This is a genomic window from Pseudomonas sp. yb_9 (genome assembly GCF_043103635.1).
Taxonomy (GTDB): domain Bacteria; phylum Pseudomonadota; class Gammaproteobacteria; order Pseudomonadales; family Pseudomonadaceae; genus Aquipseudomonas; species Aquipseudomonas monteilii.
In genome coordinates, this window is the sequence record NZ_JBICKA010000097.1 from 12595 (window position 1) to 39557 (window position 26963).

Genomic DNA, 26963 nt, shown 5'->3' on the forward strand with positions numbered 1-26963 from the left:
GCAAGCCCGCGAAGAGGCCCGCACAGGCTACACAAGGCCTAGAGATTTTCCTCTGCCTCCGAAGGCAAATCCTCATCCAGATGCAACCAAGGCAACCGGCTACCCACCCAGATATGCCGGTTGGCCCTGACCCGCTCCGGGTGATCCAGCGTCGCCACCGTCACATCGACCGTTTCCGGGCTATGGGTAGTCATCAGCGCCACATGCGCCCCGCACTGCCCACAGAAGTACCGGCTGCAACTGGCCGGCGCCACATAGCAGCTCGGCTCACCCGCCAACCACTGAAACCCGGAGCGGGGCAGGGTGAGCCAGGTCACTACCAACCCTCCGCTTACCCGCCGGCAAATCGAACAATGGCAGTGGGCGATGTCTGTCAGGTCACCCACCAGCCGGTAACGCAAGGCGCCACAATGGCAGCCCCCTTCGGTTACATACTGCATCACCTACCTCTCGTCGCCTTTGCTTCGGCGAAAGCTGGCTGAAAGCTTGCGCTCATAGGATAGCCCCCACTACCGGCACAAGACCGGTCAGCCAGGGCACCCGGTAATTGCCGAGCCCGGCCCAATCAACAACAACAATGGTGATTCTGATGTATTCCTGTGCCCGCCTTTCTGTAGCTCCCCTCCGCATGCTCCCTGCGCAGCGCCCGACGCGCTGATCCGCCCGAATCGACATTCCTTTCGCCGCGCCACGCCTGGAGTATTGCCATGCTGACCTTCCTCGGCTTTGCCATGGTCATCACCTTCATGTACCTGATCATGACCAAGCGCCTGTCGGCCTTGATCGCGCTGATTCTGGTACCGATCCTGTTCGCCGTGTTCGGCGGTTTCTCCGCCAAGATCGGCCCCATGATGCTAGAGGGCATCAGCAAGCTCGCGCCAACCGGTGTGATGCTGATGTTCGCCATCCTCTATTTCGCCTTGATGATCGACTCCGGCCTGTTCGACCCGGCCGTACGCAAGATCCTCAAACTGGTCAAGGGCGACCCGCTCAAAGTTTCTGTCGGTACCGCCGTGCTGGCCCTGGTGGTCTCGCTCGACGGTGATGGCGCCACCACCTACATGATCTGCTGCGCCGCCATGCTGCCGATGTACAGCCGCCTGGGTATGAGCCCGCGGATCATGGCCGGCCTGATCATCCTGGCCGGTGGGGTGATGAACATGACCCCGTGGGGTGGCCCGACCGCCCGCGCCGCCAGTGCCCTGCACGTAGACCCGTCGGACATTTTCGTACCGATGATCCCGGCCATGCTGTTCGGCGTGCTGGCAATTCTGGCCATCGCCTACATGTACGGTAAACGTGAACGTGCCCGCCTGGGTGAACTGCACCTGCCAACTGACGACATCGACCACAGCGAAATCACCGTTTCGCAGTACCCTGACGCGCGCCGGCCCAAGCTGCTGTACTTCAACGGTGCCCTGACTGCTGCCCTGATGGTCGCACTGATTGCCGGTGTGCTGCCGCTGCCCGTGCTGTTCATGATTGCCTTCAGCATCGCGATGATCGTCAACTACCCGTGCCTGCAGCAGCAAAAGGATCGCATCGCCGCCCACGCTGGCAGCGTGCTGGCCGTGACCGGGCTGATCTTCGCCGCCGGTATCTTTACTGGCATCCTGTCGGGTACCGGCATGGTGGATGCCATGTCCAAGAGCCTGCTGGCCGTCATCCCGGAAGCACTGGGCCCTTACCTGGCGGTGATCACCGCGATCGTGAGCATGCCGTTCACCTTCTTCATGTCCAACGACGCGTTTTACTATGGCGTGCTGCCGGTACTGGCCGAAGCCGCCAGCCACTACGGCATCACCCCGGTGGAAATGGCCCGTGCATCGATCGTCGGGCAACCGGTACACCTGCTTAGCCCCTTGGTGCCGTCGACCTACCTGCTGGTGGCCCTGGCCGGCATCGAGTTTGGCGATCATCAGCGCTTCACGCTCAAGTGGGCAGTGCTGGTATGCCTGTGCATAATGTTCGCCGCGCTGCTGATGGGCATTTTCCCGCTGTTCAGTAGTCTTTAATAAACACGTATTAGTCTGACGCGACGCGCCTCGACAGGGGCGCGTCGCCTTTATCGTTCGAAGGAAAACACATGGAATGGCTGACCAGCCCGGAAATCTGGGTTGCCTTTTTCACCCTTACCGCGCTTGAGATCGTCCTCGGTATCGACAACATCATCATGATCTCGATTCTGGTCAGCCGCATGCCCAAGCACATGCAGCCGCGCACCCGGATCTTCGGCCTGGCCCTGGCCATGGTCACCCGTATCATGCTGCTGCTATCGATTACCTGGGTCATGCGCCTTACCGCCGACCTGTTCGTGGTATTCGGCCAAGGCATCTCCGGACGTGACCTGATCCTGTTCTTCGGTGGCCTGTTCCTGCTGTGGAAAAGCTCGCAAGAGATCTACCACGGCCTGGAAGGCGAGGACGAAAACGCCGAGGAGCCGAAAGGTGCGGGCGGCAAATTCTTCTACACCATCATCCAGATCGCCATCATCGACATCGTGTTCTCGCTGGACTCGGTCATTACTGCGGTGGGTATGGTTTCCCACGTACCGGTGATGATTGCCGCCATCGTCGTTGCCGTGCTGGTGATGATGTTGTGCGCCGGCGCCATCAGCGATTTCATCGACAAGCACCCGTCGCTGAAGATGCTCGCGCTGTCATTCCTGATCGTGGTCGGTACCGTGCTGATCGCCGAAGCATTCGACGTGCATGTGCCAAAGGGCTACGTCTACTTCGCCATGGCCTTCTCGCTGGCGGTGGAGGCCATCAACATCCGCATGCGCACCGCCCTGGCCCGCAAGGAAGGCAAAGAGCATGACCCGGTGAAACTGCGCAAGGACATTCCGGGTCAATAAGACCAGGAAGCGCAAAACACAAAGGGCCCTTCGCAGGGCCCTTTTTCATGTCTGATCGGTTTCAAACACATGACAGCCATGCGAAGCTGGCGACAGCTGCGCAAAACAACTAAAGCTTTGAGTGAGCACCGAAAATTCTTCAAACGCTCACGTTTCTTTTCTTGGCCCACTGGGCCAGTGCAACAGGGGGCTTTCGCCATGCTGACCCTGCTCAACCTACTCTCGGCCGTGACGCTTCTGGTCTGGGGCACCCACATCGTACGTACTGGCATTCTGCGCGTGTTCGGCTCAAACCTGCGGCGCATCATCAGCCAGAACATGGACAAGCGCCCGCTGGCGTTCATTGCCGGCATACTGGTCACGGCCATGGTGCAGAGCAGTAACGCCACGGCCATGTTGGTCACGTCCTTCGTCGGCCAGGGCCTGATGGCCATGACCCCGGCCCTGGCGATCATGCTGGGTGCCGATGTGGGTACCGCGCTGATGGCCCGGGTACTCACTTTCGACCTGTCCTGGCTATCACCCTTGCTGATATTCCTGGGTGTGATCTTCTTCCTCTCGCGCAAGCAGACACGGGCTGGCCAGCTGGGCCGTGTCGGTATTGGGCTTGGCCTGATCATCCTGGCACTGGAGCTGATCGTGCAGGCAGCTGCGCCAATCACTCACGCCCAAGGCGTTAAAGTGCTGTTTGCTTCGCTGACCGGCGACATCATGCTCGACGCCCTGGTCGGCGCCATGTTCGCCATGATTTCCTATTCCAGCCTCGCCGCCGTGCTGCTTACCGCAACATTGGCCGGTGCCGAGGTCATCAGCCTGCCAGTGGCCATCGGCCTGGTGGTCGGTGCCAACATCGGTAGCGGGTTACTGGCCTTTATCAGCACCAGCATGCAGAACGCTGCCGGGCGCCGCGTGGCGTTGGGCAGCTTGCTCTACAAGCTGATCGGCCTGCTGCTGATCATCCCTGTGCTGCACCCCTTGGTGGAGTGGATGGACTCGCTCAGCTTCAGCCCGCAAGAGCTGGTCATCGGCTTCCATCTGCTCTACAACACCCTGCGCTGCCTGCTCATGCTGCCCACGGTCAAACTGATGGGCCGGCTGTGCAACAGCCTGCTGCCCGAGCGGGAAAACGGCAACGGCCAGATCCGCCCGCGCCACCTCGACGCCTCGGCGCTGGAAACACCCAGCCTGGCGCTTGCCAACGCTGCCCGCGAAACCCTGCGCCTGGGCGATATCGTCGACAGCCTGCTTGAAGCCATGCTGGGTGCCCTGCGCGGCACCCAGACCGCCTTGCCACAGCAGGTTCGCGCCCTGGGTGAAGATGCCGAGGCCCTTTATAGCGCCATCAAGCTCTACCTTGCGCAGATGTCGCGCGAAGACCTCAGCGAGCAGGACAACCGTCGCTGGGCCGAGATCATCGAGCTGGCCATCAACCTCAAGCTCGCCTGCGACCTCATCGAGCGCATGTTGCGCAAGGTCCAGCAGCAGAAAACCAGCCAGCGCCGGGAGTTTTCCCAGGTGGGGCTGGAAGAACTGACCGGGCTGCAAGAGCAATTGTTAGCCAACCTGCGCCTTGGCCTGTCGGTATTCCTTAGCGCCGACCCGGAAAGCGCCCGTTTGCTACTCAAGGAAAAACGCCGTTTTCGCGCCCAGGAACGGCGCCTGGCGCATGCCCACGTCAGCCGCTTGCAGCGTAAGGTGGTGCAAAGCATCGAAACCAGTTCGCTACACTTGGAGCTGATCGCCGACATGAAGCGGTTGAACTCTTTGTTCTGCAGCAGTGCCTATGTGGTACTGGGCGGCTCCGACACCGGCGGGCTGATGCTCGACAGCGTGCCGGACGAAGCCCGTCTGCCGTGAATGCCTACCTGAGGACCGAAGCTCGCCCATGCGTTGCCTGATGTTCGTTTGCCTGCTGATCTGCAGCCTGCCCTCATTGGCCCTCGACCGCTCGCGGGTTGAGGGCTACCTGCTGCCCAACGGCCTGCAGGTCATTCTGAAAAACGGCTACGAACGCGACCATGTGGCGATTCGCCTGGTGGTCGGGGTGGGCCTGGACGACTTCGATTGCGAACAGAAAGAGCTGCCGCATCTGCTTGAGCACCTGCTGTTCAGCGGCATCGACGAAACCGGCGAGGGCGGCCTGGAAGAGCGCCTGCAATCGCTCGGCGGCGAGTGGAATGCCTACACCAGCAGCGCCGACACCACGTTTGTCATCGAAGCCCCCGCACGCAACCAGCGCAAAGTGCTCGACCTGCTGCTGGCGGTAATCCGCGACACCCGTATCGATGCCAAAGCCCTGGCCACCGCCAAGCGCATCATCGAGCGCGAGGATGGCGGCCACTATGGGCACCTGCAGCGCTGGCTCGACCGCCAGGATATCGGCCACCCTGCCAGTGACCAGCTGGCGACCGAGCTGGGCCTGAAATGCCCCGAGCGCTCCAATATCGACGACATGACCCTGGAGCAGGTACAAGCCTTGCGTGACCGCTGGTACGCCGCCAACAACATGACCCTGATCATGGTCGGCGGCCTCGATCGCTTGCTGCCAGCCTACCTGGAACGCACCTTTGGCGAACTGCCAGCCACCGAGCCGGAGGAACGCCGCAACCTGGAAAGCATCACCCATCAGGCCGAGCAGCGCCGCGACCTGACCCGGGGCTGGTTGGGCGATAGCGTCAAGCTGCATTGGCTGTTCATCGAGCCGGTGCTGGACAACGACCACCAGGCCACGCTCGACCTGCTGTCACGTTACATGGACTCGGCGCTGTACGACCAGCTACGCCTGCGCAACGGGCTGTCCTACGGGCCATCGGTGCAGCGTGAAAGCTTTGGCGATACCGGCCTGCTCAGCCTCAATGCCGACCTGGAACGCGATGACATCGACAAGGCGGTGAAGGTGATGCAGGCATTGTTCGAGCACCTGCGCAAGGAAGGCCTCGACCCGGACACCTTCGCCCGCGTCAAGGACGCCAGCGTTGCCAAGGAAAGCTGGAGCACCCAGGGCAACAGCGCCTTGGCCGACTACTACTGGGGGGCACTGAACGACTACACCGACGGGCGCTTTGCCAACCCGGTGCGCAAGTTGCGGCAGGTTAGCCTGGAGCAGGCCAATGAGGCGCTGAAGGCGTTGCTGAAGGAAGAGGGTTACTTGCGTATCGAGAAGCCATTGCTCGGCTATGACGAGCTGTACGGGCTGGCCGCCTTGCTGATGGGCCTGGTCCTGGCGGCGGGTCTGCTGCGTTGGCGACGGCATGGCCCTGAACGGCCCAGTGGTGCTACACGACAGCGGTGAATCGGCGGTATCCTTTTGCCAGTACCGGCCCTTTCGCGGGTAAACCCGCTCCCACAGGATCACCACAACCTCAAAACCTGTGGAGACTCTGTGGGAGCGGGTTTACCCGCGAAGAGGCCGGCACAGCCACCTAATCCTCTCCTGTTGCAGACCCAATGCCCCAAATCCCCCATATCGTCCAACGCATCATCGAACTGCTCAAACGCTACCCCGGCATCATCGCGCTCTGTGGTTTCCTCTCTGGTATCGGCAGTTTCATCCTGGTCGACCGCCAGGCCGGCCTGGCCAGCTGGGTAGCTGTGCTCATGCTGGTCAGCTGGGTCTGGCTGATGCTGGAGAACACCCTGACCGGCCTCTTCGCCCGCACCTTCAATCGCGAAATCCCGCAGCCGCTGCTGCGCTACGCGACGCAGATGATCCACCAGGAAACGCTGTTCTTCGTGCTGCCATTCTTCTTCATCACCACCACCTGGAACAGCGGCCAGCTGGTGTTTACCGGTTTGCTCGGCGCCGCAGGCCTGATTTCGATCACCGACCCGCTGTACTACAAGTGGCTGGCGCCTCGGCGCTGGCTGTTCCTGGCGCTGCATACCCTGACATTGTTTGCCGCCCTGCTGACCGCGCTGCCGATCATCCTGCACCTGACCACCGCGCAAAGCTTCAAGCTGGCGCTGATCGCCGCCATGGCCCTGTCGTTCCCCAGCCTGGCCAGCAGCTTCCCGATCAACACCTGGCGGCGTGGCATCGCCCTGGTGCTGGTTACCCTGTCCGTGGGTGCCGGGGGCTGGCTGCTGCGTTCCTGGGTACCGCCGGCCACCCTGTGGATGACCGAAGTGGCGGTGAGCACCGAAGTGCTGAATCGCCAACCGGGCGACTCGCTGGACGAAATTGCTGCCAGCCGCATTCGCAACAGCGGCCTGTACGCCTACACCGCCATCAACGCACCACGCGGCCTGAACGAGCGGATTTACCACGTGTGGCAAAAAGATGGCAAAGAGGTCGACCGCATTGCCCTGGACATCCACGGCGGACGCAAGGAAGGCTACCGAGCCTGGACCCACAAGCAGAACTTCCCGCCAAACCCGGTGGGCAAATGGCAGGTGCGGGTGCTGACCGAGGATGGCCAGGTGATTGGCGTGCTGCGCTTCAAGGTGGTCGATGACGCACCGGCACAGTGATTGAAAGGGGGCCGCTTTGCGGCCTCCAAACCCAACAGACAGCACATAATCACCAAACAGCCCATGCCTGCTGCGCTATGATCAGCCCCTAAGCCTTAGCGCCGAGTCAATTGCATGGAGCCTATGACCCCCCCCAGCGCCACCCTGGACGCCAGCAGCCAACCGCCCTGCCTGCGCATAACCGGTGACTGGACCCTGGCGCACTACGCCAGCCTCAGGCGCGAGAGCGAGCAACTGCGCGCGCAATACCCTGCCGACACCGTCGCCGACCTCAGCCAGCTGGGCCGCCTGGACACTGCGGGCGCCTCGTTGCTGGCCGAACTGCTGGGTTCCGAGCGCCTGTCCCACTGCACCCAAGACCTGCCCGAAGCCAGCCGTGCGCTGGTCAAGAACGTTTACTGCTCGGTGCAGGACTACTGCATCCCGGTCAAGGAACCCGAGCGCAATGTGCTGATGTTGCTGCTGGAACGCATCGGCTGCGCCGTCGGCACGTTGTGGCAGGACAGCATGCAATTGCTGGGCTTTGTCGGCGTAATCCTCGAAACCTTGCTGCGTCGTGCCCTGCAACCACACCGCTGGCGCATTACCCCGGTTGTGGCCCACATCGAGCAGACCGGCCTGGACGCGGCTCCTATCGTCGCCTTGCTGACCTTCCTGGTGGGGGCGGTGGTGGCCTTTCTCGGCGCCACGGTGCTGGCCGACTTCGGTGCAACGGTCTTCACGGTCGACCTGGTGGCATTCTCGTTCCTGCGCGAGTTCGCCGTGCTGCTCACCGCCATCCTCATGGCCGGCCGCACCGCCAGCGCGTTCACCGCGCAGATCGGCTCGATGAAGGCCAACGAGGAAATCGACGCCATCCGCACCCTGGGCCTGAACCCGATGGAACTGCTGGTGGTTCCAAGGGTACTTGCACTGCTGATCTCACTGCCACTGCTCACCTTCGTCGCGATGATTTGCGGCATTGTCGGTGGCGCAGTGGTATGCGCCCTGACGCTGGATATCTCACCGGCCATGTTCCTGTCACTGCTGCAAAGCGACATCGGCGTGCAGCACTTCCTGGTGGGCCTGGCCAAGGCGCCGTTCTTCGCCTTCCTTATTGCGGCCATCGGCTGCCTGGAAGGCTTCAAGGTCAGTGGCAGCGCCGAGTCGGTAGGCGCGCATACAACATCGGCAGTGGTGCAGTCGATTTTCGTGGTCATCGTGCTGGACGCGGTGGCTGCCCTGTTCTTCATGGAGATGGGCTGGTGAGTGGCCAGGAAACCGTTATCGAGGCGCGCGGCATCTGCAACCGCTTCGGCCGCCAGGGGGTGCATGAAAACCTCGACCTGGACCTGTACCGCGGCGAAATCCTCGCCGTGGTAGGCGGTTCGGGCAGTGGCAAGTCGGTGCTGCTGCGCAGCATCATTGGCCTGCGCCGGCCCAATGAAGGGCAGATCAAGGTGTTTGGCCAGGACCTCGCCGGCCTGCGTGAAGAGGAACGCTCTCTGGTCGAGCGGCGCTTTGGCGTGTTGTTCCAGAAGGGCGCACTGTTCTCTTCGCTGACCGTTACCGAGAACGTGGCCTTGCCGCTGATCGAGCACGCCGGGCTGTCCCGCGCCGACGCCGAACACCTGGCCGGCGTGAAGCTGGCCCTGGCCGGGCTGCCGATATCCGCCGCCGACAAGTACCCGTCTTCGTTATCGGGAGGCATGATCAAACGTGCCGCGCTGGCCCGAGCCCTGGCACTGGACCCTGACATCCTGTTCCTCGATGAACCCACCGCAGGCCTGGACCCGATCGGCGCTGCCGCGTTCGACCAGCTGATCCTTACCCTGCGCGATGCCCTTGGCCTGTCGGTGTTCCTCATCACGCACGACCTCGACACCCTGTACACCATCACCGACCGCATCGCGGTGCTGTCACAAAAGAAGGTTTTGGTGGCCGGCCCGCTGGCTGAAGTCGAGCAGACCAACGACGCCTGGATTCAAGAATACTTTCATGGCCCCCGCGGGCGTGCAGCCGAGCAGGCCGCCACCCGTGCCGGGCAGGAGCGCTGAGCAATGGAAACCCGAGCCCATCACGTACTAATCGGCCTGGTCACCGTCCTGGTGGTAGCCGGCGCCATGTTGTTTGGCCTGTGGCTGACCAAGTCCAGTGTCGACGACGCGTTCAAGGACTACGAAGTGGTGTTCAACGAGGCCGTTTCCGGCCTGTCCCGTGGCAGCCCGGTGCAGTACAACGGCATCAAGGTGGGCGATGTGTCCACCTTGCGCCTGGACCCGAAAGACCCGCGCCGGGTACTGGCCCGCGTTCGCCTGAGCGGGGATACCCCGGTGAAGGAAGACACCCAGGCCAAGCTGACCCTGGCCGGCGTGACCGGCAACGCGTTCATCCAGCTCAGTGGCGGTACGCCACAGAGCCCCGAGCTGAAGGGCAAGGACGGCAAGCTGCCGGTCATCATCGCCTCGCCGTCGCCCATCTCGCGCCTGCTCAATGACAGCAGCGACCTGGTCACCAACATCAACATGCTGTTGCACAACGCCAACCAGATGTTCTCCGAAGACAATATCGGCCACCTCAGCAGCACCTTGGCCAACCTCGACAAGACCACCGGTGCCTTCGCCGGCCAGCACGGCAGCATCGCCGAGGCCATCGAGCAACTGGTGCAGGTGGGCAAGCAGGCCAGCGCCACCCTGGCCGAAACGCAGGCGCTGATGCGCAATGCCAACGGCCTGCTGGGCAGCGAAGGCAAACAGGCGATCGGCAGCGCCGAGCAGGCCATGCAGTCGCTGGCCGAAAGCACTGCCACCATCAACAATCTGCTGAAAAACAACAGCGAGGCTATCGGCGACGGCGCCCAGGGCCTGAACCAGCTCACCCCTGCCATTCGCGAACTGCGCGAAACCCTTAACGCACTCAAAGGTATTTCCCGGCAACTGGAGGCCGACCCCAGCGGCTACCTGCTCGGCCGCGACAACAACAAGGAGTTCCAGCCATGAAACCGTCGCTGCGCCTGCTGGCCCTGGCGGCCGCGCTGAGCCTGGCCAGTGCCTGCTCGATCCTGCCCAAGAGCGAACCCGTCGACCTCTATCGCTTGCCGGTTAACCAGCCCAGCCGCACGGCAGCGCCGCTGGACTGGTCATTGCGGCTGAACAAGCCGCTGGCCAGTGAGGTGCTGGCCGGCCCGCGCATTGCCGTGATTCCACAGGGCGATGTGGTCAGCAGCTACAAAGGTGCGCGCTGGAGCGATGCGGCCCCGGTGCTGCTGCGCAACCGCTTGCTCGATGGTTTCCAGCGTGATGGCCAGGTACAGCGCCTGAGCGCCGACGACAGCAACCTGCAGGCCGACTACGAGCTGGCTGGCGAGCTGCAGGCATTCCAGAGTGAGTACCGCCCGGGCGGCGCGGTGGAGGTGGTGATTCGCTATGACGCTCGGCTGGTTCAGGGCCGCAACCAGCGTATCCTCGCCAGCAAGCGTTTCGAGATCCGCCAGCCGCTGGCCGACAAGCAGGTGTCAGCGGTGGTCGCCGGTTTCGGCCAGGCCAGCGACCAGCTGGTGGGGCAGATTGTGACCTGGACCGTCGACCAGGCCAGCCAGGCACAACGCAAGGTTCAGGCGAAGAACCAGTAGCAGACGAAGATCGCAGCGACCACGCCTGAGAACTCGGCCAGCAGTGCGCAACCGACCGCGTGGCGCACGCGCTGGATACCCACCGCGCCAAAGTACACGGCCAGCACGTAGAAGGTCGTTTCAGTACTGCCCTGGATGGTCGCCGCCACCAGGGCCGGGAAGCTGTCTACACCCTGCGTCTGCATGGTCTCGATCAGCATGGCCCGCGCTGCGCTGCCAGAGAACGGCTTGACCAGGGCTGTGGGCAGGCCCTCGACGAAGCGGGTGTCCAGGCCCAGCCAGTTCACCGCATGGCGGATACCGTCCAGGGCCAGCTCCAAGGCGCCTGAAGCACGCAGTACACCCACCGCCACCAGCATCGCCACCAGGTAGGGCAGCAGGTTCTTGGCCACATCGAAGCCTTCCTTGGCCCCTTCGACAAAGGCTTCATACACCTTCACCCGCTTCAGTGCGCCAATCACCAGGAACAGCATGATCACGCCAAACAGTGTGAGGTTGCCCAGGACCGACGACAGGCTGGCCAGCGCGGCGGCCGACAGGGTGCCGAGAAACGCCATGAAGCCTCCCAGCAGCAACGCGCCGGGAATGAAGTAGGCGAGCACCACCGGGTCCCACAGGCGCAGGCGCTGCATCACCGCCACCGACAGCAGGCCGACCAGGGTCGAGACACTGGTGGCCAGCAGGATGGGCAGGAACACCATGGTCGGGTCTGGCGCGCCTTGCTGGGCCCGGTACATGAAGATGGTCACCGGCAGCAGCGTCAGCGACGAGGCGTTGAGCACCAGAAACAGGATCTGCGCGTTGCTGGCTGTGGTGCTACTGGGGTTGAGCTCCTGCAGCGCGCGCATGGCCTTCAGGCCAATCGGCGTAGCGGCATTGTCCAGCCCCAGGCCGTTGGCCGCGAAGTTCATGGTGATCAGGCCCAGGGCAGGGTGGCCGGGCGGCACTTCCGGCATCAGGCGGGCGAACAGCGGGCCTAGCATTTTGGCCAGCCATTCGACGATACCGGCCTTTTCGGCGATCTTGAGAAAGCCCAGCCACAGGGTCAGTGTGCCGAACAGCAGCACCATCACCTCGACCGACAGCTTGGCCATGGCGAAGATGCTTTCGACCATTGCCGCGAAGATCCCGGCATTACCACCCACCAGCCATTGGGCCAGGGCGGACACTGCCGCCACCAGGAAAAAGCCAAGCCAAAGGCCGTTGAGCATCCGCGTATTCCCCCTGAAAAATGCCCGAATGATAGCGGAAGTTGCCTGGACCGGCCTCATTGCCGGCGATGAGGCCGGTGCAGGTGCCCGCGATCCTTACAGACAGCAAAAAGCCCCGACAAGTCGGGGCTCTTCGTCATACAGCTATCAGGCTTAGCGCTTGGCGGCTTCGCCAACCACTGCGGCTTCCTGCTTGTTGGCCATCAGCGAGGCGTAGTACTTCTCGCCCTTGGCGGCATCGTACATGCCTTCCCAACGCGCGATGACCAGTGCTGCCAGGGCGTTGCCTACAACGTTCAGCGCGGTACGGGCCATGTCCATGATGCGGTCGACACCGGCGATGAAGGCCAGGCCTTCCAGCGGGATACCCACGCTGCCCAGGGTGGCCAGCAGCACCACGAACGATACGCCCGGCACACCAGCGATGCCTTTGGAGGTGACCATCAGGGTCAGCACCAGCAGCAGCTGCTGGCTCCACGACAGGTCGATACCGTAGAGCTGGGCGATGAAGATGGCCGCGATGCTCTGGTACAGGGTCGAACCGTCGAGGTTGAAGGAGTAGCCGGTCGGTACCACGAACGAGCAGATCGACTTCGGCGCACCATACTTCTCCATCTTCTCGATCACGCGCGGCAGCACGGTTTCGGAGCTGGAGGTGGAGTAGGCCAGAATCAGCTCATCTTTCATGATGCGCATGATCTTGATCACCGAGAAGCCGAACACGCGGGCAACCAGGCCCAGCACCATGAAGGCGAAGAAGGCGATGGCGAAGTACACCAGCAGTACCAGCTTGGCCAGTGGCAGCAGCGAGCTGAAGCCGAAGTTGGCCACGGTCACGGCGATCAGGGCGAACACGCCGATCGGGGCGTAGTTCATGATCATGTGGGTGACCTTGAACATGGTTTCCGATACGGCCTGGAAGGTGCGTACCAGTGGGTCGCGCAGCTCGGCCTGCAGGCTCGACAGCCCCAGGCCGAACATGACCGAGAAGAAGATGATCGGCAGCATTTCGCCACGCATCAGCGCTGCGAAGATGTTCGACGGAATGAGGTTCAGCAGGGTCTCGATGAACGCGTGCTCATGCTGCACCTCGGCCGCAGTGGCCTGGTACTTGGAGATGTCCACGGTACCCAGGGTGCTCATGTCGATGCCGGCGCCCGGGTGGAACAGGTTGGCCAACACCAGGCCCACGACGATGGCGATGGTGGTCACCACTTCGAAGTAGATGATGGTCTTAAGGCCGATGCTGCCGAGTTTCTTCGCATCGCCAACCCCGGCGATACCCACGATCAACGACGAAATCACGATCGGGACGACGATCATCTTGATCAGGCGAATGAAGATGTCACCGGCGGGCTGGAGGACGTTGCTGATCCACCATGCCTTTTCTGCACTGAAATGATTCAGTAGCGCGCCGATTGCAACGCCCAGGACCAGACCGATGACGATCTGCCAGGCGAGGCTAAGTTTTGCCTTCTTCATGTCTTTACCCTTTGTTCTAGTGGTCATGGCACCCGACGAAAACACGCGTAACAGAGCCATTGGCAAGGCCTCTGGCTTCAAGCGCACCCGTCTGGCGACTTCATGTAAGGACACCGCAGGCGAGCGACAGGGCGCTCTGACCAGCGAAAAAGGCGGCAACTATTGCGATGGGAAAGGGGGAAATCTAATGCCGGAAGCGCATGCCCCATACCGATTATGCATAATATTTCATGCCAAAACAGAGGGTTCGCAAGTGCTTGATTTATAACGTTCGGAATCCCGAACAAGACCAAACCGCCATATTTCGGCAGATTTGACGGTACACAAAGGGCATGAAAGATGGCTTGTTCGACAATCCGAATGGCCGAAATGCCACTTGAAGAAGGACCCGCAAGGCCGAAAAAAATTTGATGTACGGTCGAGACAAAATGTGTCTCAGGGATGAAATCGCGCAAGGAAGAGGGCGATTCCTACATGGCTCCTCGGAAGTCAGGTCTGGTCAGGTATCCCTGTGACACCGCCGACCTGATACTTCCGATTCCGCCTTTCCTGACCCGGCCCATCGCTGGAGGCACTCCCTGTACCCCTAGGCCACTCCGATCCTGCAACAATCAGAACAGCCCGGCCCCTTGGTCATGTGCTGCCCCTCCTCGGGGCGGCGCATCATAGAAGGCTGAAATATAGAAAGGTTCAGCTTCTATTACGTGACAGTCGATGACCTTTCATCCTTACCGGCAATAAATGCTCAGTACCAGTTCGGGTCACGCTTTAGCTGCTCCTGCAGCATTGCCTTCATGCCGTCGTCAGGGTCGCCCAGCCAGCGATATTGCGCATGGCGTGTAGGCGACTTGTCGCTCGGCAAGCCTTCGGGTACCTCCACGAGCATCCCGTAGGCATCCTCCTTGTCCCAGCTGAACGCAACGATCAGCCGCTTGTACGTGCAGTTGTCCTGCGCCTCGCACAACGGGCCGACCAGGTACTTGTCACCATCTTCGGTAGTGGCGGACATCTGGTGCTGGGCACTGCCGGTGAGATTAACCACCCAATCGGGCAGGCGTTCCTCGCCTTTGATCGTGTCCTGCCAGGTTTCCCGGTACTCCGGGTCCGAGCCGAGCAACTGGTCGACCCGGACCTGGCCGTCATTGGCCGCCATCGCCGCCGCACTGCCGCCCAACAACAGGGCGGCAGCCAGGGCTGTACAAAGCTTCCTGCCCATCTTCAACCTCGTCCACGTCCAAAGAAGAAGGAGGCTACGAACAACACTAGGAAGACAATGAACAGGATCTTCGCGATACCCGTTGCAGCGCCCGCGATACCACCGAAGCCCAGTACGGCAGCGACAATGGCGATGATGAGGAAAGTGATAGCCCAGCTCAGCATGGTGGTTCTCCTTTCTTTTTCAGAATCGGTGCGGCCGGCAGGTCAGAAGACCCAACGGTCCTGGGGTACGACATTTTCCAGGGTGGCCGGTGAGGCAGAGGCCTGGCCGGCCGGCAATGGGTCAGCTGCCTTGACCAGGGTATTGGCACGGGTTGCCTGAATCTGCGTCAACAGCGCAGTCTGCGCGGCCACTTGCTCAGCCAAGCGCGCGGTCTGCCAGCTGTAATAGAAGAGGCCAGCGGCCAAGGTCAGCAGCAGCGCCATGCCGACAGACAACATCTGGCGCAGGGGCAGGGCGACGTTCTGCGAGCGGTTGACGGATTGGCGGTTCATGCCGGCTCCTCCTGCTGTAATTGTTGTTCAAACCTGAACAGGTAATTGCAGCCTGCATGCCAGCCTTTGGATTTTAAAAAATACCTTTAAAATCAATAAGTTAGTAGTTACATAACCGTTCGACAGGGACGTATCCTGCACGATGCCGCCTGTATGGTCGTGCGAATTGCACGATCGGCCCTGGAAGTCAGCATCACGGGCGGAACAAAGCGAGAGGCCGTTTTTTGTAGGCAAAAACAAAAAACCTCCGCAACCAATGTGCCATCCCGTGCCTCTAAGCAAATCATCGGGTTAACGCAGCTTCCACGCGTCAATCGGCCATTGGCTAGCATGCAGAGGACAGAATCCTTCAGAATCGACCATGCAACTTGCCCGATTTTTCCCACACTAAATGAAGATCTATCCCTAAGGAGCGTAGGAAATGGAATCAGCCCAGGACAACCAAGGCCGCATTCTGCTGGTGGATGACGAGTCCGCGATCCTGCGCACCTTCCGCTACTGCCTGGAAGACGAAGGCTACAGCGTGGCCACAGCCAACAGCGCCGCCCAGGCCGAAACGCTGTTGCAGCGCCAGGTGTTCGACCTTTGCTTCCTGGATTTGCGCCTGGGCGAGGACAACGGCCTGGACGTACTGGCGCAGATGCGCATTCAGGCACCCTGGATGCGCGTGGTGATCGTGACCGCGCATTCGGCAATCGATACAGCGGTGGATGCCATCCAGGCCGGCGCCGCCGACTACCTGGTCAAGCCATGCAGCCCCGATCAGTTGCGCCTGGCCACCGCCAAGCAGCTGGAAGTGCGCCAGCTTTCAGCACGCCTGGAGGCCCTGGAAGGCGAAATGCGCAAACCCAAGGACGGCCTGGACTCGCACAGCCCGGCCATGATGGCGGTGCTGGAAACTGCCCGCCAGGTCGCCACCACCGATGCCAACATCCTCATTCTTGGCGAGTCCGGTACGGGTAAAGGCGAGTTGGCCCGGGCCATCCATGGCTGGAGCAAACGTGCCCGCAAAGCCTGCGTGACCATCAACTGCCCGTCGCTGAACGCCGAGCTGATGGAAAGCGAACTGTTCGGCCACACCCGCGGCGCCTTTACCGGTGCCAGCGAAAGCACGTTGGGGCGGGTCAGCCAGGCTGATGGGGGTACGTTGTTCCTCGACGAGATCGGCGACTTCCCGCTGACCCTGCAACCCAAGTTGCTGCGGTTCATTCAGGACAAGGAATACGAGCGCGTGGGCGACCCCGTGACACGGCGTGCAGATGTGCGCATCCTGGCCGCCACCAACCTAAACCTCGAAGAAATGGTGCGCGAAAGCCGCTTCCGCGAAGACCTGCTATACCGCCTGAACGTCATCACTCTGCACCTGCCGCCCCTGCGCGAGCGCAGTGAAGACATCCTGACCCTGGCCGACCGTTTCCTTGCCCGCTTCGTCAAGGAATACTCCCGCCCCGCCCGGGGCTTCAGCGACGAAGCGCGCACCGCCCTGCTCAACTACCGCTGGCCCGGCAACATTCGCGAACTGCGTAACGTAGTAGAGCGGGCCAGTATCATCTGCCCGCAGGAGCGCGTGGAAATCAGCCACCTCGGGATGGGCGAACAGCCGGCTGGCAACGCCCCGCGCGTGGGTGCCGCGCTAAGCCTGGACGAGCTGGAGCGCGCCCACATCGGCGCGGTGCTGGCTGCCAGCGACACCCTCGACCAGGCCGCCAAAACCTTGGGCATCGACGCCTCCACCCTGTACCGCAAGCGCAAGCAGTACAACCTATGAAGGGGCCGCCCATGAAGCTGCGCACGCGGCTTTTCTTGAGTATCTCGGCACTGGTCACGGTGGCCTTGCTCGGGCTGCTGCTGGGCCTGGTCAGCGTGCTGCAGATGGCAACCGTGCAACAGCAGCTGGTGCGTGACACCACCCACGCCCTAGAAGTGGGGCTGAAGTTGCGGCAGAACCTTGGCGAACAGTTGACCCTGATCCTTGATGAAGACACGGCCCCGGAAAACCTGCGGCTGCTGCAAGAAAATTTCCAGGCCTTGCTGAACCAGGGCCTGGAACAAGGCGGAGAGCGCACTGGCTTCAGCAAGGCCGGCAGTAACTACCAGGCGTTCCTGCAAGCCTACCGTGACAGCCCCGCGCCCGCGCGTAGCATGGGTGTCGACCAACCCTTGGGGGCCGCCTTCAACCAGGTGCGTACCGACCTGATCGATTCCCACAAGCAGACGCTGGACCTCATCACCCGCAGCGAGGAATACAGCCGTGACCGCGCCCTGCTGGTCAGCGGCGTGCTTGGCCTGACGGGCCTGGTGGTGCTGGTGCTGGGCTTCATTACTGCACACAACATCGCCCGACGTTTTGGCCAACCGATCGAAGCCTTGGCCAAAGCAGCCGACCAGCTGGGCAAGGGCAACTTTGACGTCACCCTGCCAGTCACCCAGGCCACCGAGCTGAACCAGCTGACCCGCCGCTTTGGCCTCATGGCCGATGCCTTGCGCAAGCACCAGGCCACCAACGTCGACGAATTGCTGGCCGGGCAGCAGCGCCTGCAGGCCGTGCTCGACAGCATCGACGATGGCCTGCTGATCATCGACCGCCAAGGTCGCCTGGAACACCTCAACCCGGTAGCGCAGCGCCAGCTCGGCTGGAATGATAGCCGCGTGGGCAGCAGCCTGGCCGAAGCCCTGCGGCGGCCGGAGCTGGAGCAGCAGCTGCGTCAGGTGCTGCGCGGTGGCAGTTTGGACCGCCCGCCGGAAGACCTGACCATGGAGGTGGATGAAGAAACGCGCCTGCTGACTTACAGCCTGACCCCGGTGAGCCATCCGCAAGGGCCGATCCTTGGCGCGGTGATGGTGCTGCACGATGTGACCGAGCAACGGGCCTTCGAACGCGTGCGCAGTGAGTTCGTGCTACGCGCGTCCCACGAACTGCGCACCCCGGTAACCGGCATGCACATGGCCTTCGGGCTGTTGCGCGAGCGGGTCAAGTTTCCGCCTGAGGCACGCGAGAATGACTTGCTGGACACCATCGGCGAAGAAATGCAGCGGCTTACCCAGCTGATCAACGACCTGCTCAACTTCTCTCGTTACCAGAGCGGGCTGCAGAAACTCGACCTGGCCCCCTGTGCCATCGACGAATTGCTGGAGCGCGCACAACTGCGTTTTGCCGAACAGGCAGCAAACAAGCAGGTTGAACTGATTAAGGCACTCGAACCACCGCTCCCACGTATTCAGGCCGACGTTGCGCAACTTGATCGGGTGCTGGACAACCTGCTGCACAACGCCATCCGCCATACCGCCAACGGCGGGCGTATCCGCCTGCATGCGCGGCGGCATGCGGAGCGGGTGATCATCAGCGTCGAAGACACAGGCGAAGGGATTGCCTATGGGCAGCAGGGTCGCATTTTCGAACCGTTTGTGCAGGTAGGGCGCAAGAAGGGCGGTGCAGGGCTAGGATTGGCGCTGTGCAAGGAAATCGTGCAACTGCATGGTGGGCGCATGGGGGTGTTTTCCCGGCCGGGGCAGGGGACACAGTTCTACATGGCGCTGCCAGTTTGAGTATCGCCTGTACAGGCCTCATCGCCGGCGATGTGGCCGGGGCAGGATCACTCAGTGCTCCACCCGCCGGGGCAGCTGCCCCCGGGTTACCAGCTCGGCAAACTGCCGGGCGTTTAGCGGTCGGGCAAACAGCCAGCCCTGGCCGTAATTGACCCCTTCACTGTTCAGCAACACCGCCTGGTCCTCGCATTCGATGCCTTCGGCAATCACCCGCAGGTGCAGGTCATGCGCCATGCGGATGATGTGCGGGGCAACGCCGCTGCTAGCGGCATCATGGCCCAGCGCATCGATGAAGGCCTTGTCGATCTTCAGGCAGTCCACCGGCAGGGTTTGCAGATAGGCCAGGCTGCAATAGCCGGTACCGAAGTCGTCGATCAGCACCTGATGCCCCACGGCGCGCAGCGCCTGCAGGTTGTCACGAGCCACCACCACGTCGATCAAACCGCGCTCGGTCACCTCGAACGCAATCTGGCTAGCGGCCACCCGGTGCAGGGCCAGCAGGCGTGCCGCCACCCGGCCAATACGCGGCACCATCACATCGCAGGCGGCGAGGTTCACCGATATGTACAGTTTGGGGTGCGAGCGCAGAAGCTGCCCCAGCTGTTCAAGGACGCGCTGCAGAACAAAGTCAGTGATCTGGCGTATCTGCCCGGTATTTTCCGCCAACGGGATAAACAGGTCCGGGCTGGTCAGCGTGCCATCCGGGCGGCGCCAGCGCACCAGGGCCTCGGCGCCTACACAGCGCCGTGTGTCGAGCTCGAAGATCGGCTGGTAGAGCACCTGCAGCTCTCCACGGCGCAAGGCATTCTGCAACTCCGAGCTCATCGACCGCCGTTGCAGGATCAACTGCAGCACCAGCCAGCCGATGCAGCAGGCAGCCAACACGCTGCCAGGGAACAGCAGCCAGAGCATGCCATTCATTCTCAGCGGAAGGCTGGCCCGTGGGGCAATCAGCACCAGTTGGTAATCCGGCGACTTGGTGGGCATGCGGTAGATTAGCCGGTCACTGAGTTGGAGCAATGACTTGTGGCTGGTCGACCAGGCCGAGGGCGGCGGCCACACCTGTGGCGGGCCGAGCACGGGTATGGCCCGGGCACCGTTGTCCAGCACCACCACCAGGCTGCCGCCCGGTGGCAGGTCGACCACGTCGGTCAGGTGCCCACGCGAGGTGGAGACCACGAATTTGCCCCGGCCCAGCATCAACGCAGCCAGGTTCTCGTTCGGCTCGGTCGTGGTGTTCAACCAGTAGCTGTAGGTCGGCCCCTGGATGTCGGGTGCCCGCAAAGGCTCGAATGCCCGCTCATCGCCACGGTTGGAGCAGGCGACGTCACCATCCACATAGGCCGCTTCATAAATGAACCGCGAACTCAGGCCAACCTGCTGCAACGCCGCCAACATCGCCGGGCTGCAGCCACGCAAGGGCTGAGCCTGCAGCAGGTCGACCCCTTCGCGCAGCTGGCCGAAAACCTGCTCGAGGCGGTCGAGAAAACGCTCGCCCTGGGCGTTCATCTGTTCGCTCTCGCTTTGCTTCATCTGCTGCAGGGCAATGCCGATGCTGGCAGTGAGCAAAAGTGCTGCGCTGGCCAATGCTGCCAAGGTGGCCAGCATCCAGGGACGGTAAAAAAATTGGCGCAGCGTAGAAATGAGAGCTGACATCGAAGGCATCCAGTTGATTACCAAGGTATAGCAACTGGATCAAAAATCATCCTCGCCGTTTAGCGCCTCGCTGCAGGCTCAACGCATCCGGTTGAGCACCTGCAGCATCGCCGCCGTCTGCGCATCGGGCATGCCGTCGAAACGCTGCGGACGGAAGCGCATCTGGAACGCAGCAATCACGTGGCGGGTGGCGACATCCAGCACCCCGGTCTGCTCGACTTGATAGCCAAACCGCGCCAGTTCCTGCTGGTACCAGCCAACGCTTGGCGGGTTGACGCTGAAGTAGGCCTGTTGGCGTGCCACGGCATTGGCATCAGGCCAGATACCCAGCCCGGCATCGGCCAGGCGCTTCCACGGGAACAGCGGGCCCGGGTCCAGCTTGCGTGATGGTGCGATATCACTGTGGCCAATGATGTGCCGAGGCTCGATGTTGTTACGTTTGACGATGTCCTTGAGCAGCGCGATCAGCGACTGGACCTGCGCTTCGCTGTAAGGGTGCCAGACCCGGCCATTCGGCGTGTCGGTGAAGCCCGGGTTGACGATCTCGATCCCGATGGACGACGAGTTCAGCCAGGTGCGCCCCTGCCACTGGCTGTCGCCGGCATGCCAGGCACGACGGTTTTCATCCACCAGTTGATACACCGTGGCCGGGCCGTCGCCGATCAGGTAATGGCTGCTCACCTCACCCTGGGTAAGCAACGCCAGGGAGCGCTCCAGGGATGCATTGGTGTAATGCAGTACAACGAACTGGATGCGGTTATCCTGGTTGGCCGAGGGGTGGCTGCGGTCGATGCGCAACCCCGTCGAACATCCGGCAACAGACAACAGCAAAAAGGAAATCAGCGTTATTTTAAGCGTGGAAAGCACGTCAATGGCCTCAGTTAATGAGCGCTACAGTATAACGTGCTCCCCATGGCCGCGCTTATCGTGAGTCAGTGTCAGCAAACGCTAGCTCTGCTCGACGCGGTTACGTCCCAGCGCCTTGGCCCGGTACAGCGCCGCATCGGCGCGTTTGAGCACCTGGTCGCCACGCTCGCCAGAGCGAAACGCCCCCAGGCCGATCGAAGTGGTGATCACCACCCGCTCACCCTTGAAGTGGAACGGGCAGGCCTCCACGGTGGCGCGCAGTACTTCCGCCATTTGGGCCGCTGCCGCGGGTGACGTCTGCGGCAGCAACAGGACAAACTCCTCGCCCCCGAAACGGGCAATGAAGTCACGACCACGCAGGCGTTTGCTCAGCTGGTCAGCGACAATCTTGAGTACCTTGTCCCCGGCCAGGTGCCCATAGCTATCGTTTATGCGCTTGAAGTGGTCCAGGTCGAGAATCGCCATGGCCAGATGGCCGCCGGCCTCTTGCCATTCAAGTATTTCGCGTTCTACCCGCTCGCTCCAGGCCGCACGATTGGGCAAGCCGGTGAGCGGGTCGAGCAGGGCTTTCTGCCGTTGCTCTTCCAGGTGTTCACGGTAACCGAGCGCTTCATGCTCCATGTTCGCCACCCGCTCCGACAAGCCTTGCAGGCGGCCTGCCAGCTCCTGCTCGCGGCGATCACGCTCAAGCTTGTGCTCGTCCATGGTGACCAACAGGCCTTCCAGCCGGTTTTCCAGGATGTGCTTGAGGCTGTCCACATCGGCGGCGCCTTGCACACTGCTTTGCAAGCCGTCGACGTGCTCGCGCAGCTGGGTATCCAGTTCACGGGCAGCACTGCTGTTGTCGGCATGGCCGGCGCTGGCCTCCTGCAGGTGGCTCTGGAAGCCTTCCAGGCGTTCGTTGAGCTGTTGCAGGTAGGTTTCGAATTCGTGCTGGCCGCTGTCGGTTATTGCCAGCATCAGCACAGCCAGGTCATCCAGCACCGGGATCAGCTCGTACCAGTTCAGGCCACGGGCAACCCGCTCGCGCATTTCCAGCGCCTGGGCCTTGTGCCGCTCGGGCAGGCTGAGGTCATCAAGCAGCCCGATCAGGGTCTGCTCGATGTGGGAGGCAACCTGGCTGTAGGGGGGTTCGACGGCATAGGGCAGGGCATAAGGGCCGTCTTCGCCGAACGTCTCTTCGAGCGTGGGTGTCGATTGTGCTGCTGCCACGGGTTCGCTGGCGGTCGCGTCGGGCTCCGACACGTTTTCCTGCAGCGGTTGCTGGGCGGCGGGTGTTTCAGCCGTTTCGATCAGCGCTGGGCCCTGTAGCTCCGGCTCGGGTTCGACCGCTGCGCTCGCTTCAGGGACAAGGGCCGGCAACGGTTGCAGCGCATCCATATCGTCGGGCTGCGGGGCTTCGAGAGGGGGCTGCGCAACCTGAGGCGGCGCTTCGGCAGCAGGCACTGGCACCGGCTCAGGTATTGGCTCGCCTTGCGGGTCATCCTCGCGGCTACCGAACAAGCGCTGCAAGAAACCGGGCCGGGCCTCATCCTCCGGCTTACCAAGCGCCGACAGGGCGCGGCCCTGCAAGCCACTCAACTCGCCCAGCAGCGGCGGCAGATCGCGGGACTGGGCAACGCCACCCTCGAGCTTCTTCGCCAGTTTTTTCAGCGCACGCGAGATATCGCTGGGCAACGACAGGCCTTGCAATTGGCCAACCAGCGCGGCGAGCGCATCACTGACCTGGTTCATGCGGGTTTCACGGCGCTGTTCGGAGTCCAGCACCGCCTTTTCAAGGCGCGGGATCAAACCGGCGAGGCCGGCGTCCATGTTGTCACTGCGGATGACTTCGCGCATTTCCTTCATGCACGCGTCCACCACCTTGTCACTGCCTTCTGCAGCCAGGCTGCTGCGCACCAGGCCACGACGAAGCAGGTCGAGACGGGCGTCCCACCGGCGTTCGAGCTTTTCTTGCTGCTCGATGCTTTTAAGGTATTTTTCTTTCCAGCGCTCAGCGTCTTCAGTCATGCCCGGGTCCGCAAACGGTGATGGCAATTAGCTCAAGACCGGCAGCGTATCCACAGTCAATGCATCAGGCAATCGAATCTCGACTGCAACGGGAAGGTGGTCGGAAATTGGCCGTGCCAGCACCTCGACACGCTCCAGCGTGAGGCTTGGGCTGAGCAGGATATGGTCCAGGCAACGCTGTGGTCGCCAGCTGGGGAAGGTGGCCTCGACTTGCGGGGCAATCAGGCCCAGGTCGCGCAGCGGCGAGTGTTCCAGCAGGTCGGTGGCATGGGTGTTCATGTCGCCCATCAGCACCTGATGACGATAACCACCAATCAGCTCGCGGATATAACCCAGTTGCAGGGCTCGCGTCTTGGCGCCGAGCGCCAGGTGCATCATCACCACGACCAGCGCATCTTCGCCTTCGCCAAAGCGCACAAGAATCGCCCCGCGACCGGCCGGGCCAGGCAACGGGTGGTCTTCGAGCACCTGCGGCTTCAGGCGGCTGAGGACGCCATTGCTGTGCTGGGCGAGACGCCCGAGGTTGCGGTTGAGCTGCTGGTACCAGTAGGGAAAGGCCCCCAATTGCGCCAGGTGCTCGACCTGGTTGATGTAACCCGAGCGCAGGCTGCCACCGTCGGCTTCCTGCAAGGCCACCAGGTCGAAGTCGCCCAGCAGTTCGCCGATTTTCTGCAGGTTGCCGGCCCGACCATTGTGCGGCAGCAAGTGCTGCCAGCTGCGGGTCAGGTAATGCCGGTAGCGCTCGGTGCTGATGCCGACCTGAATATTGAAACTGAGCAGCCGCAGCCGACCATCCTCGGGCAGGCCAGAAGCCTGCAAGTGATGCTCGTTGACCTGCGGCTGGTGCAGGCCAATGCCACGCGTGGCTCGGAAGCGGGGCATGGGTTACGCCGCTTACTTAGCGGCGCGCTCCTTGGCGATCAGTTGGTCGGCAACGTTCAGCACGCCTTCCGGCCCGCCAGCGGTGCCCAGGTCGAAGCGGTACTTGCCGTTGACCACCATGCTCGGTACGCCGGTGATTTCGTACTTTTTCGCCAGTTCTTTGGCCTGGTTGACCTGGCCCTTGATGGCGAACGAGTTGAAGGTGGCGAGGAACTTGTCCTTGTCCACGCCTTGGGTGGCGAGGAAGTCGGCCATGTCGTTAGGGTCGGTCAGGCGCTTGCGCTGGTTCTGGATGGCATCGAACACTGCCGCGTGAACATTGTGCTCGACGCCCATGGCTTCGAGGGTGAGGAACATCTGGCCGTGTGCGTCCCATGGGCCGCCGAACATGGCCGGTACGCGCTTGAAGTTGACGTCCTTGGGCAGTTTTTCGACCCATGGATTGATGACCGGCTCGAAGTGGTAGCAATGTGGGCAGCCGTACCAGAACAGCTCGACCACTTCGACTTTGCCAGGCACGGAAACCGGAACAGGGTTGCTCAGCTCGATGTATTCCTTGCCGGCGACAGGCTCGGCGGCCTGGACGGCTGTCATACCGAACACGCTGGCGGCGACCAGCGCAGCGCTGAGAATCAGTTTACGCATGCTTTACTCCTGAGCAGTCATGGGTCGCCACGACGCGACCTGCAATAGGACAGGCCGGGAAGGGCTCGAGTTCTGTAGTGTAACGGCTGCGGACTGAAAAAAGGGCGGCCCGGCCGCCCTTTCATCATTGGCCTACAACATTAACTGAAAGTTAATGCAGGCCCTGGATGTAGCTGGCCAACGCTTCGATGTCGTGGTTGCTCAGCTTGCCGGCGATGGTGCGCATGGTCATCGCATCGCCATCGTTGGTGCGGTTGCCTTCGCGGAAGTCCGTGAGCTGCTTGGTCACGTACTGCGAATGCTGCCCGCCCAGGTGCGGGAAGCCAGCCAGGGCGATGCCCGCGCCATTCGGCGAGTGACAGCCTGTGCAGGCCGGCATTCCTTTTTCCAGGTCGCCGCCGTTGAACAGCGCACGGCCACGCTCGACCAGCTTGGGATCGGCGGCCCCCACGCTGCCTTTCTGGCTGGCGAAGTAGGCGGCAATGTCAGCCAGGTCCTGGTCGCTGAACGCGGCCAGCATGCCGGTCATTTCCAGCACGGTGCGCTTGCCCGACTTGATGTCGTGCAGTTGTTTTTCCAGGTAACGCTGGCCCTGGCCGGCCAATTTGGGGAAGTTCGGTGCCAGGCTGTTGCCGTCGGGGTTGTGGCAGGCGCCACAAACGGCGGTCTTGGCCTGGCCGGCGGCGGCATCGCCTTTGATAGGTTGCGCAGCAGTGGCCGCACCTGCGACACCCAGGGTCAACAGCAGACTCACGACTAGTTTGTTCATCAGCTAATCCAACACGGCTAAGGGTGAAATGTTATGTATCGGGACTGCCGCTCATCCAAAGGATGACCAAACGGTAGTCCTCGGCACTGCAGTCCATGCACAATCCACGCGGCGGCATAGCCTTGAAACCCTGGGTCACGTGCTTCACCAGTACCTCCATGCCTTGCGCCAGCCTTGGCTCCCATGCTGCCCGGTCACCCCGTCTGGGTGCCTGTGGCAACTGCCCGGTGTGACAGGCCGCACACGTGCGGTTGTACAACACCTCGGGATCCTGTGTAGCCTGTGCGCTGAAAACCGGCAGGAACATACCGACAGCAAGCAGCCATTTCGCCATGCGGAACGACCTTCAGGGTTGGGGGCCGCGCTGCGTTCTGTTGCGCGAGCTATTGTTCGACACCCCATGCTCCTTCCCCTTCGCTGGGAGAATGAGCACACAAAAACTGGGGCATTATATACTTCCGCCATCCAAACGGAAACGACACCGCTTGCCAGGCTCGGGCCTTCAGAGTCAGGCAACACCCACATCGGATATCCCATGCAAGTCAAGAACCCCATCCTCGGCCTCTGCCAGAAAGCCAAATTCGCCCTCAGCGCAGCCAAGGTCGAACAATGCCCGGACGACCAGGGTTACGAGGTGGCTTTCGCCGGCCGCTCCAACGCCGGCAAATCCAGCGCCCTCAACACCCTGACTCATGCCAGCCTGGCGCGTACCTCGAAAACCCCCGGGCGCACCCAGCTGTTGAATTTCTTCAGTCTGGACGATGAACGGCGTTTGGTCGACCTGCCGGGCTACGGTTATGCAAAAGTGCCGATCCCGCTCAAGCAGCACTGGCAGAAACACCTGGAAGCCTACCTGGGCAGCCGTGAGTGCCTGCGTGGCGTGATCCTGATGATGGACGTGCGCCACCCAATGACCGACTTCGACAAAATGATGCTCGACTGGGCCAAGGCCAGCAGCATGCCGATGCACATCCTGCTGACCAAGGCCGACAAGCTGACCCACGGCGCGGGCAAGAACACCCTGCTGAAAGTGCAGTCGGAAATCCGCAAGGGCTGGGGTGATGGCGTGACCATCCAGCTGTTCTCGGCGCCCAAGCGCCTGGGCGTGGAAGACGCCTACCGGGTGCTGGCGGATTGGATGGAGCTGGAAGACAAGCCGGTAGCCTGAAGGCGAGGGCGACCACCCTGTGGGAGCGGGCGTGCCCGCGAAGAATCCAGCGCGGAGCATGGCCTGGGCTTCGCCCA

At 62.1% G+C, this 26963-nt stretch carries 24 protein-coding genes and 1 pseudogene; 12 read left to right on the forward strand and 13 right to left on the reverse strand.

The features are described 5' to 3' along the window. Window positions 1-38 precede the first annotated feature (38 nt). Window positions 39-440 carry a GFA family protein gene (locus tag ACF8MI_RS23925; protein WP_060499804.1) on the reverse strand — a complete coding sequence of 134 codons (402 nt, stop codon included), beginning with the start codon at window positions 438-440 and terminating at the stop codon, window positions 39-41. Window positions 441-707: 267 nt separating this feature from the next. Here ACF8MI_RS23925 and ACF8MI_RS23930 point away from each other — a divergent pair, with 267 nt between their 5' ends. The 9 genes from ACF8MI_RS23930 (at window position 708) to ACF8MI_RS23970 (ending at window position 10937) form a co-directional block, all read left to right on the forward strand. After that, on the forward strand, window positions 708-2015 hold the full coding sequence (locus tag ACF8MI_RS23930; protein WP_164524010.1) for a CitMHS family transporter: 1308 nt from the start codon (window positions 708-710) through the stop codon (window positions 2013-2015). Between the two features lie 71 nt (window positions 2016-2086). Then, window positions 2087-2857, forward strand: coding sequence for a TerC family protein (locus tag ACF8MI_RS23935; RefSeq protein ID WP_060499805.1), 771 nt, complete (start codon window positions 2087-2089; stop codon window positions 2855-2857). A gap of 198 nt (window positions 2858-3055) precedes the next feature. After that, window positions 3056-4714, forward strand: a complete 1659-nt coding sequence (locus ACF8MI_RS23940; RefSeq protein ID WP_060499806.1) for a Na/Pi cotransporter family protein — start codon at window positions 3056-3058, stop codon at window positions 4712-4714. Window positions 4715-4742: 28 nt separating this feature from the next. Then, a complete protein-coding gene (locus ACF8MI_RS23945; RefSeq protein WP_200928932.1) occupies window positions 4743-6149 on the forward strand; it encodes a pitrilysin family protein in 1407 nt (468 codons plus the stop codon). Between the two features lie 155 nt (window positions 6150-6304). Further along, window positions 6305-7327 carry a DUF5924 family protein gene (locus ACF8MI_RS23950; protein WP_104833646.1) on the forward strand — a complete coding sequence of 341 codons (1023 nt, stop codon included), beginning with the start codon at window positions 6305-6307 and terminating at the stop codon, window positions 7325-7327. Window positions 7328-7441: 114 nt separating this feature from the next. Continuing rightward, window positions 7442-8575, forward strand: coding sequence for an ABC transporter permease (locus tag ACF8MI_RS23955; RefSeq protein WP_200928931.1), 1134 nt, complete (start codon window positions 7442-7444; stop codon window positions 8573-8575). Beyond that, entirely contained in the window at window positions 8572-9363 is a 792-nt protein-coding gene (locus ACF8MI_RS23960) for an ABC transporter ATP-binding protein (RefSeq protein WP_060499810.1), read from the forward strand. Before ACF8MI_RS23955 ends, ACF8MI_RS23960 begins: the two co-directional genes overlap by 4 nt. A gap of 3 nt (window positions 9364-9366) precedes the next feature. Next, entirely contained in the window at window positions 9367-10305 is a 939-nt protein-coding gene (locus tag ACF8MI_RS23965) for an MlaD family protein (protein WP_060499811.1), read from the forward strand. Further along, window positions 10302-10937: an ABC-type transport auxiliary lipoprotein family protein gene (locus tag ACF8MI_RS23970; protein ID WP_060499812.1), complete on the forward strand. Its 636-nt coding sequence runs from the start codon at window positions 10302-10304 to the stop codon at window positions 10935-10937. Before ACF8MI_RS23965 ends, ACF8MI_RS23970 begins: the two co-directional genes overlap by 4 nt. Here the strand turns inward: ACF8MI_RS23970 and ACF8MI_RS23975 are convergent. The 5 genes from ACF8MI_RS23975 to ACF8MI_RS23995 form a co-directional block, all read right to left on the reverse strand. Beyond that, a complete protein-coding gene (locus ACF8MI_RS23975) occupies window positions 10919-12148 on the reverse strand; it encodes a nucleoside recognition domain-containing protein (RefSeq protein ID WP_060499813.1) in 1230 nt (409 codons plus the stop codon). The two genes, ACF8MI_RS23970 and ACF8MI_RS23975, sit on opposite strands and share 19 nt — an antisense overlap. 153 nt (window positions 12149-12301) lie before the next feature. Then, window positions 12302-13630 (reverse strand): glutamate/aspartate:proton symporter GltP, encoded by a 1329-nt coding sequence (gene gltP, locus ACF8MI_RS23980; RefSeq protein WP_060499814.1) that lies wholly within the window; start codon window positions 13628-13630, stop codon window positions 12302-12304. A 745-nt stretch (window positions 13631-14375) separates the two neighbouring features. Beyond that, the gene (locus tag ACF8MI_RS23985) at window positions 14376-14846 is read right to left on the reverse strand and encodes an inhibitor of vertebrate lysozyme family protein (RefSeq protein ID WP_060499815.1); all 471 of its coding nucleotides are present in this window, start codon (window positions 14844-14846) and stop codon (window positions 14376-14378) included. A gap of 2 nt (window positions 14847-14848) precedes the next feature. Then, complete coding sequence (locus ACF8MI_RS23990) at window positions 14849-15010, reverse strand: DUF1328 domain-containing protein (protein WP_003252966.1); 162 nt, start codon at window positions 15008-15010, stop codon at window positions 14849-14851. Window positions 15011-15052: 42 nt separating this feature from the next. Further along, on the reverse strand, window positions 15053-15343 hold the full coding sequence (locus ACF8MI_RS23995) for a hypothetical protein (RefSeq protein ID WP_060499816.1): 291 nt from the start codon (window positions 15341-15343) through the stop codon (window positions 15053-15055). 421 nt (window positions 15344-15764) lie between these two features. Between ACF8MI_RS23995 and algB the strand changes: the two genes are divergently transcribed. Continuing rightward, the gene (algB, locus tag ACF8MI_RS24000) at window positions 15765-17111 is read left to right on the forward strand and encodes a sigma-54-dependent response regulator transcription factor AlgB (protein ID WP_060499817.1); all 1347 of its coding nucleotides are present in this window, start codon (window positions 15765-15767) and stop codon (window positions 17109-17111) included. After that, window positions 17108-18889 (forward strand): KinB sensor domain-containing domain, encoded by a 1782-nt coding sequence (locus ACF8MI_RS24005; protein WP_104833647.1) that lies wholly within the window; start codon window positions 17108-17110, stop codon window positions 18887-18889. The genes algB and ACF8MI_RS24005 overlap by 4 nt, the downstream gene beginning before the upstream one ends. Before the next feature lie 51 nt (window positions 18890-18940). Here ACF8MI_RS24005 and ACF8MI_RS24010 read toward each other — a convergent pair whose 3' ends face one another. The 7 genes and pseudogenes from ACF8MI_RS24010 to ACF8MI_RS24040 form a co-directional block, all read right to left on the reverse strand. Further along, window positions 18941-20545, reverse strand: a complete 1605-nt coding sequence (locus ACF8MI_RS24010; protein ID WP_060499819.1) for an EAL domain-containing protein — start codon at window positions 20543-20545, stop codon at window positions 18941-18943. A gap of 78 nt (window positions 20546-20623) precedes the next feature. Continuing rightward, window positions 20624-21412 carry an N-acetylmuramoyl-L-alanine amidase gene (locus ACF8MI_RS24015; protein ID WP_060499820.1) on the reverse strand — a complete coding sequence of 263 codons (789 nt, stop codon included), beginning with the start codon at window positions 21410-21412 and terminating at the stop codon, window positions 20624-20626. Window positions 21413-21493: 81 nt separating this feature from the next. Continuing rightward, a complete protein-coding gene (locus ACF8MI_RS24020; RefSeq protein WP_104833648.1) occupies window positions 21494-23422 on the reverse strand; it encodes a GGDEF domain-containing protein in 1929 nt (642 codons plus the stop codon). 27 nt (window positions 23423-23449) lie between these two features. Continuing rightward, window positions 23450-24282: pseudogene (locus tag ACF8MI_RS24025) on the reverse strand (endonuclease/exonuclease/phosphatase family protein). Window positions 24283-24316: 34 nt separating this feature from the next. Beyond that, entirely contained in the window at window positions 24317-24949 is a 633-nt protein-coding gene (gene dsbA / locus ACF8MI_RS24030) for a thiol:disulfide interchange protein DsbA (RefSeq protein WP_060499823.1), read from the reverse strand. Window positions 24950-25100: 151 nt separating this feature from the next. Next, a complete protein-coding gene (locus tag ACF8MI_RS24035) occupies window positions 25101-25718 on the reverse strand; it encodes a cytochrome c (RefSeq protein ID WP_016712846.1) in 618 nt (205 codons plus the stop codon). Between the two features lie 31 nt (window positions 25719-25749). After that, window positions 25750-26052 carry a cytochrome c5 family protein gene (locus tag ACF8MI_RS24040; protein WP_016712845.1) on the reverse strand — a complete coding sequence of 101 codons (303 nt, stop codon included), beginning with the start codon at window positions 26050-26052 and terminating at the stop codon, window positions 25750-25752. Between the two features lie 201 nt (window positions 26053-26253). On the opposite strand from ACF8MI_RS24040, the gene yihA reads away from it, so the two are divergent. Then, complete coding sequence (yihA, locus tag ACF8MI_RS24045; RefSeq protein WP_019099202.1) at window positions 26254-26886, forward strand: ribosome biogenesis GTP-binding protein YihA/YsxC; 633 nt, start codon at window positions 26254-26256, stop codon at window positions 26884-26886. Window positions 26887-26963 lie beyond the last annotated feature (77 nt).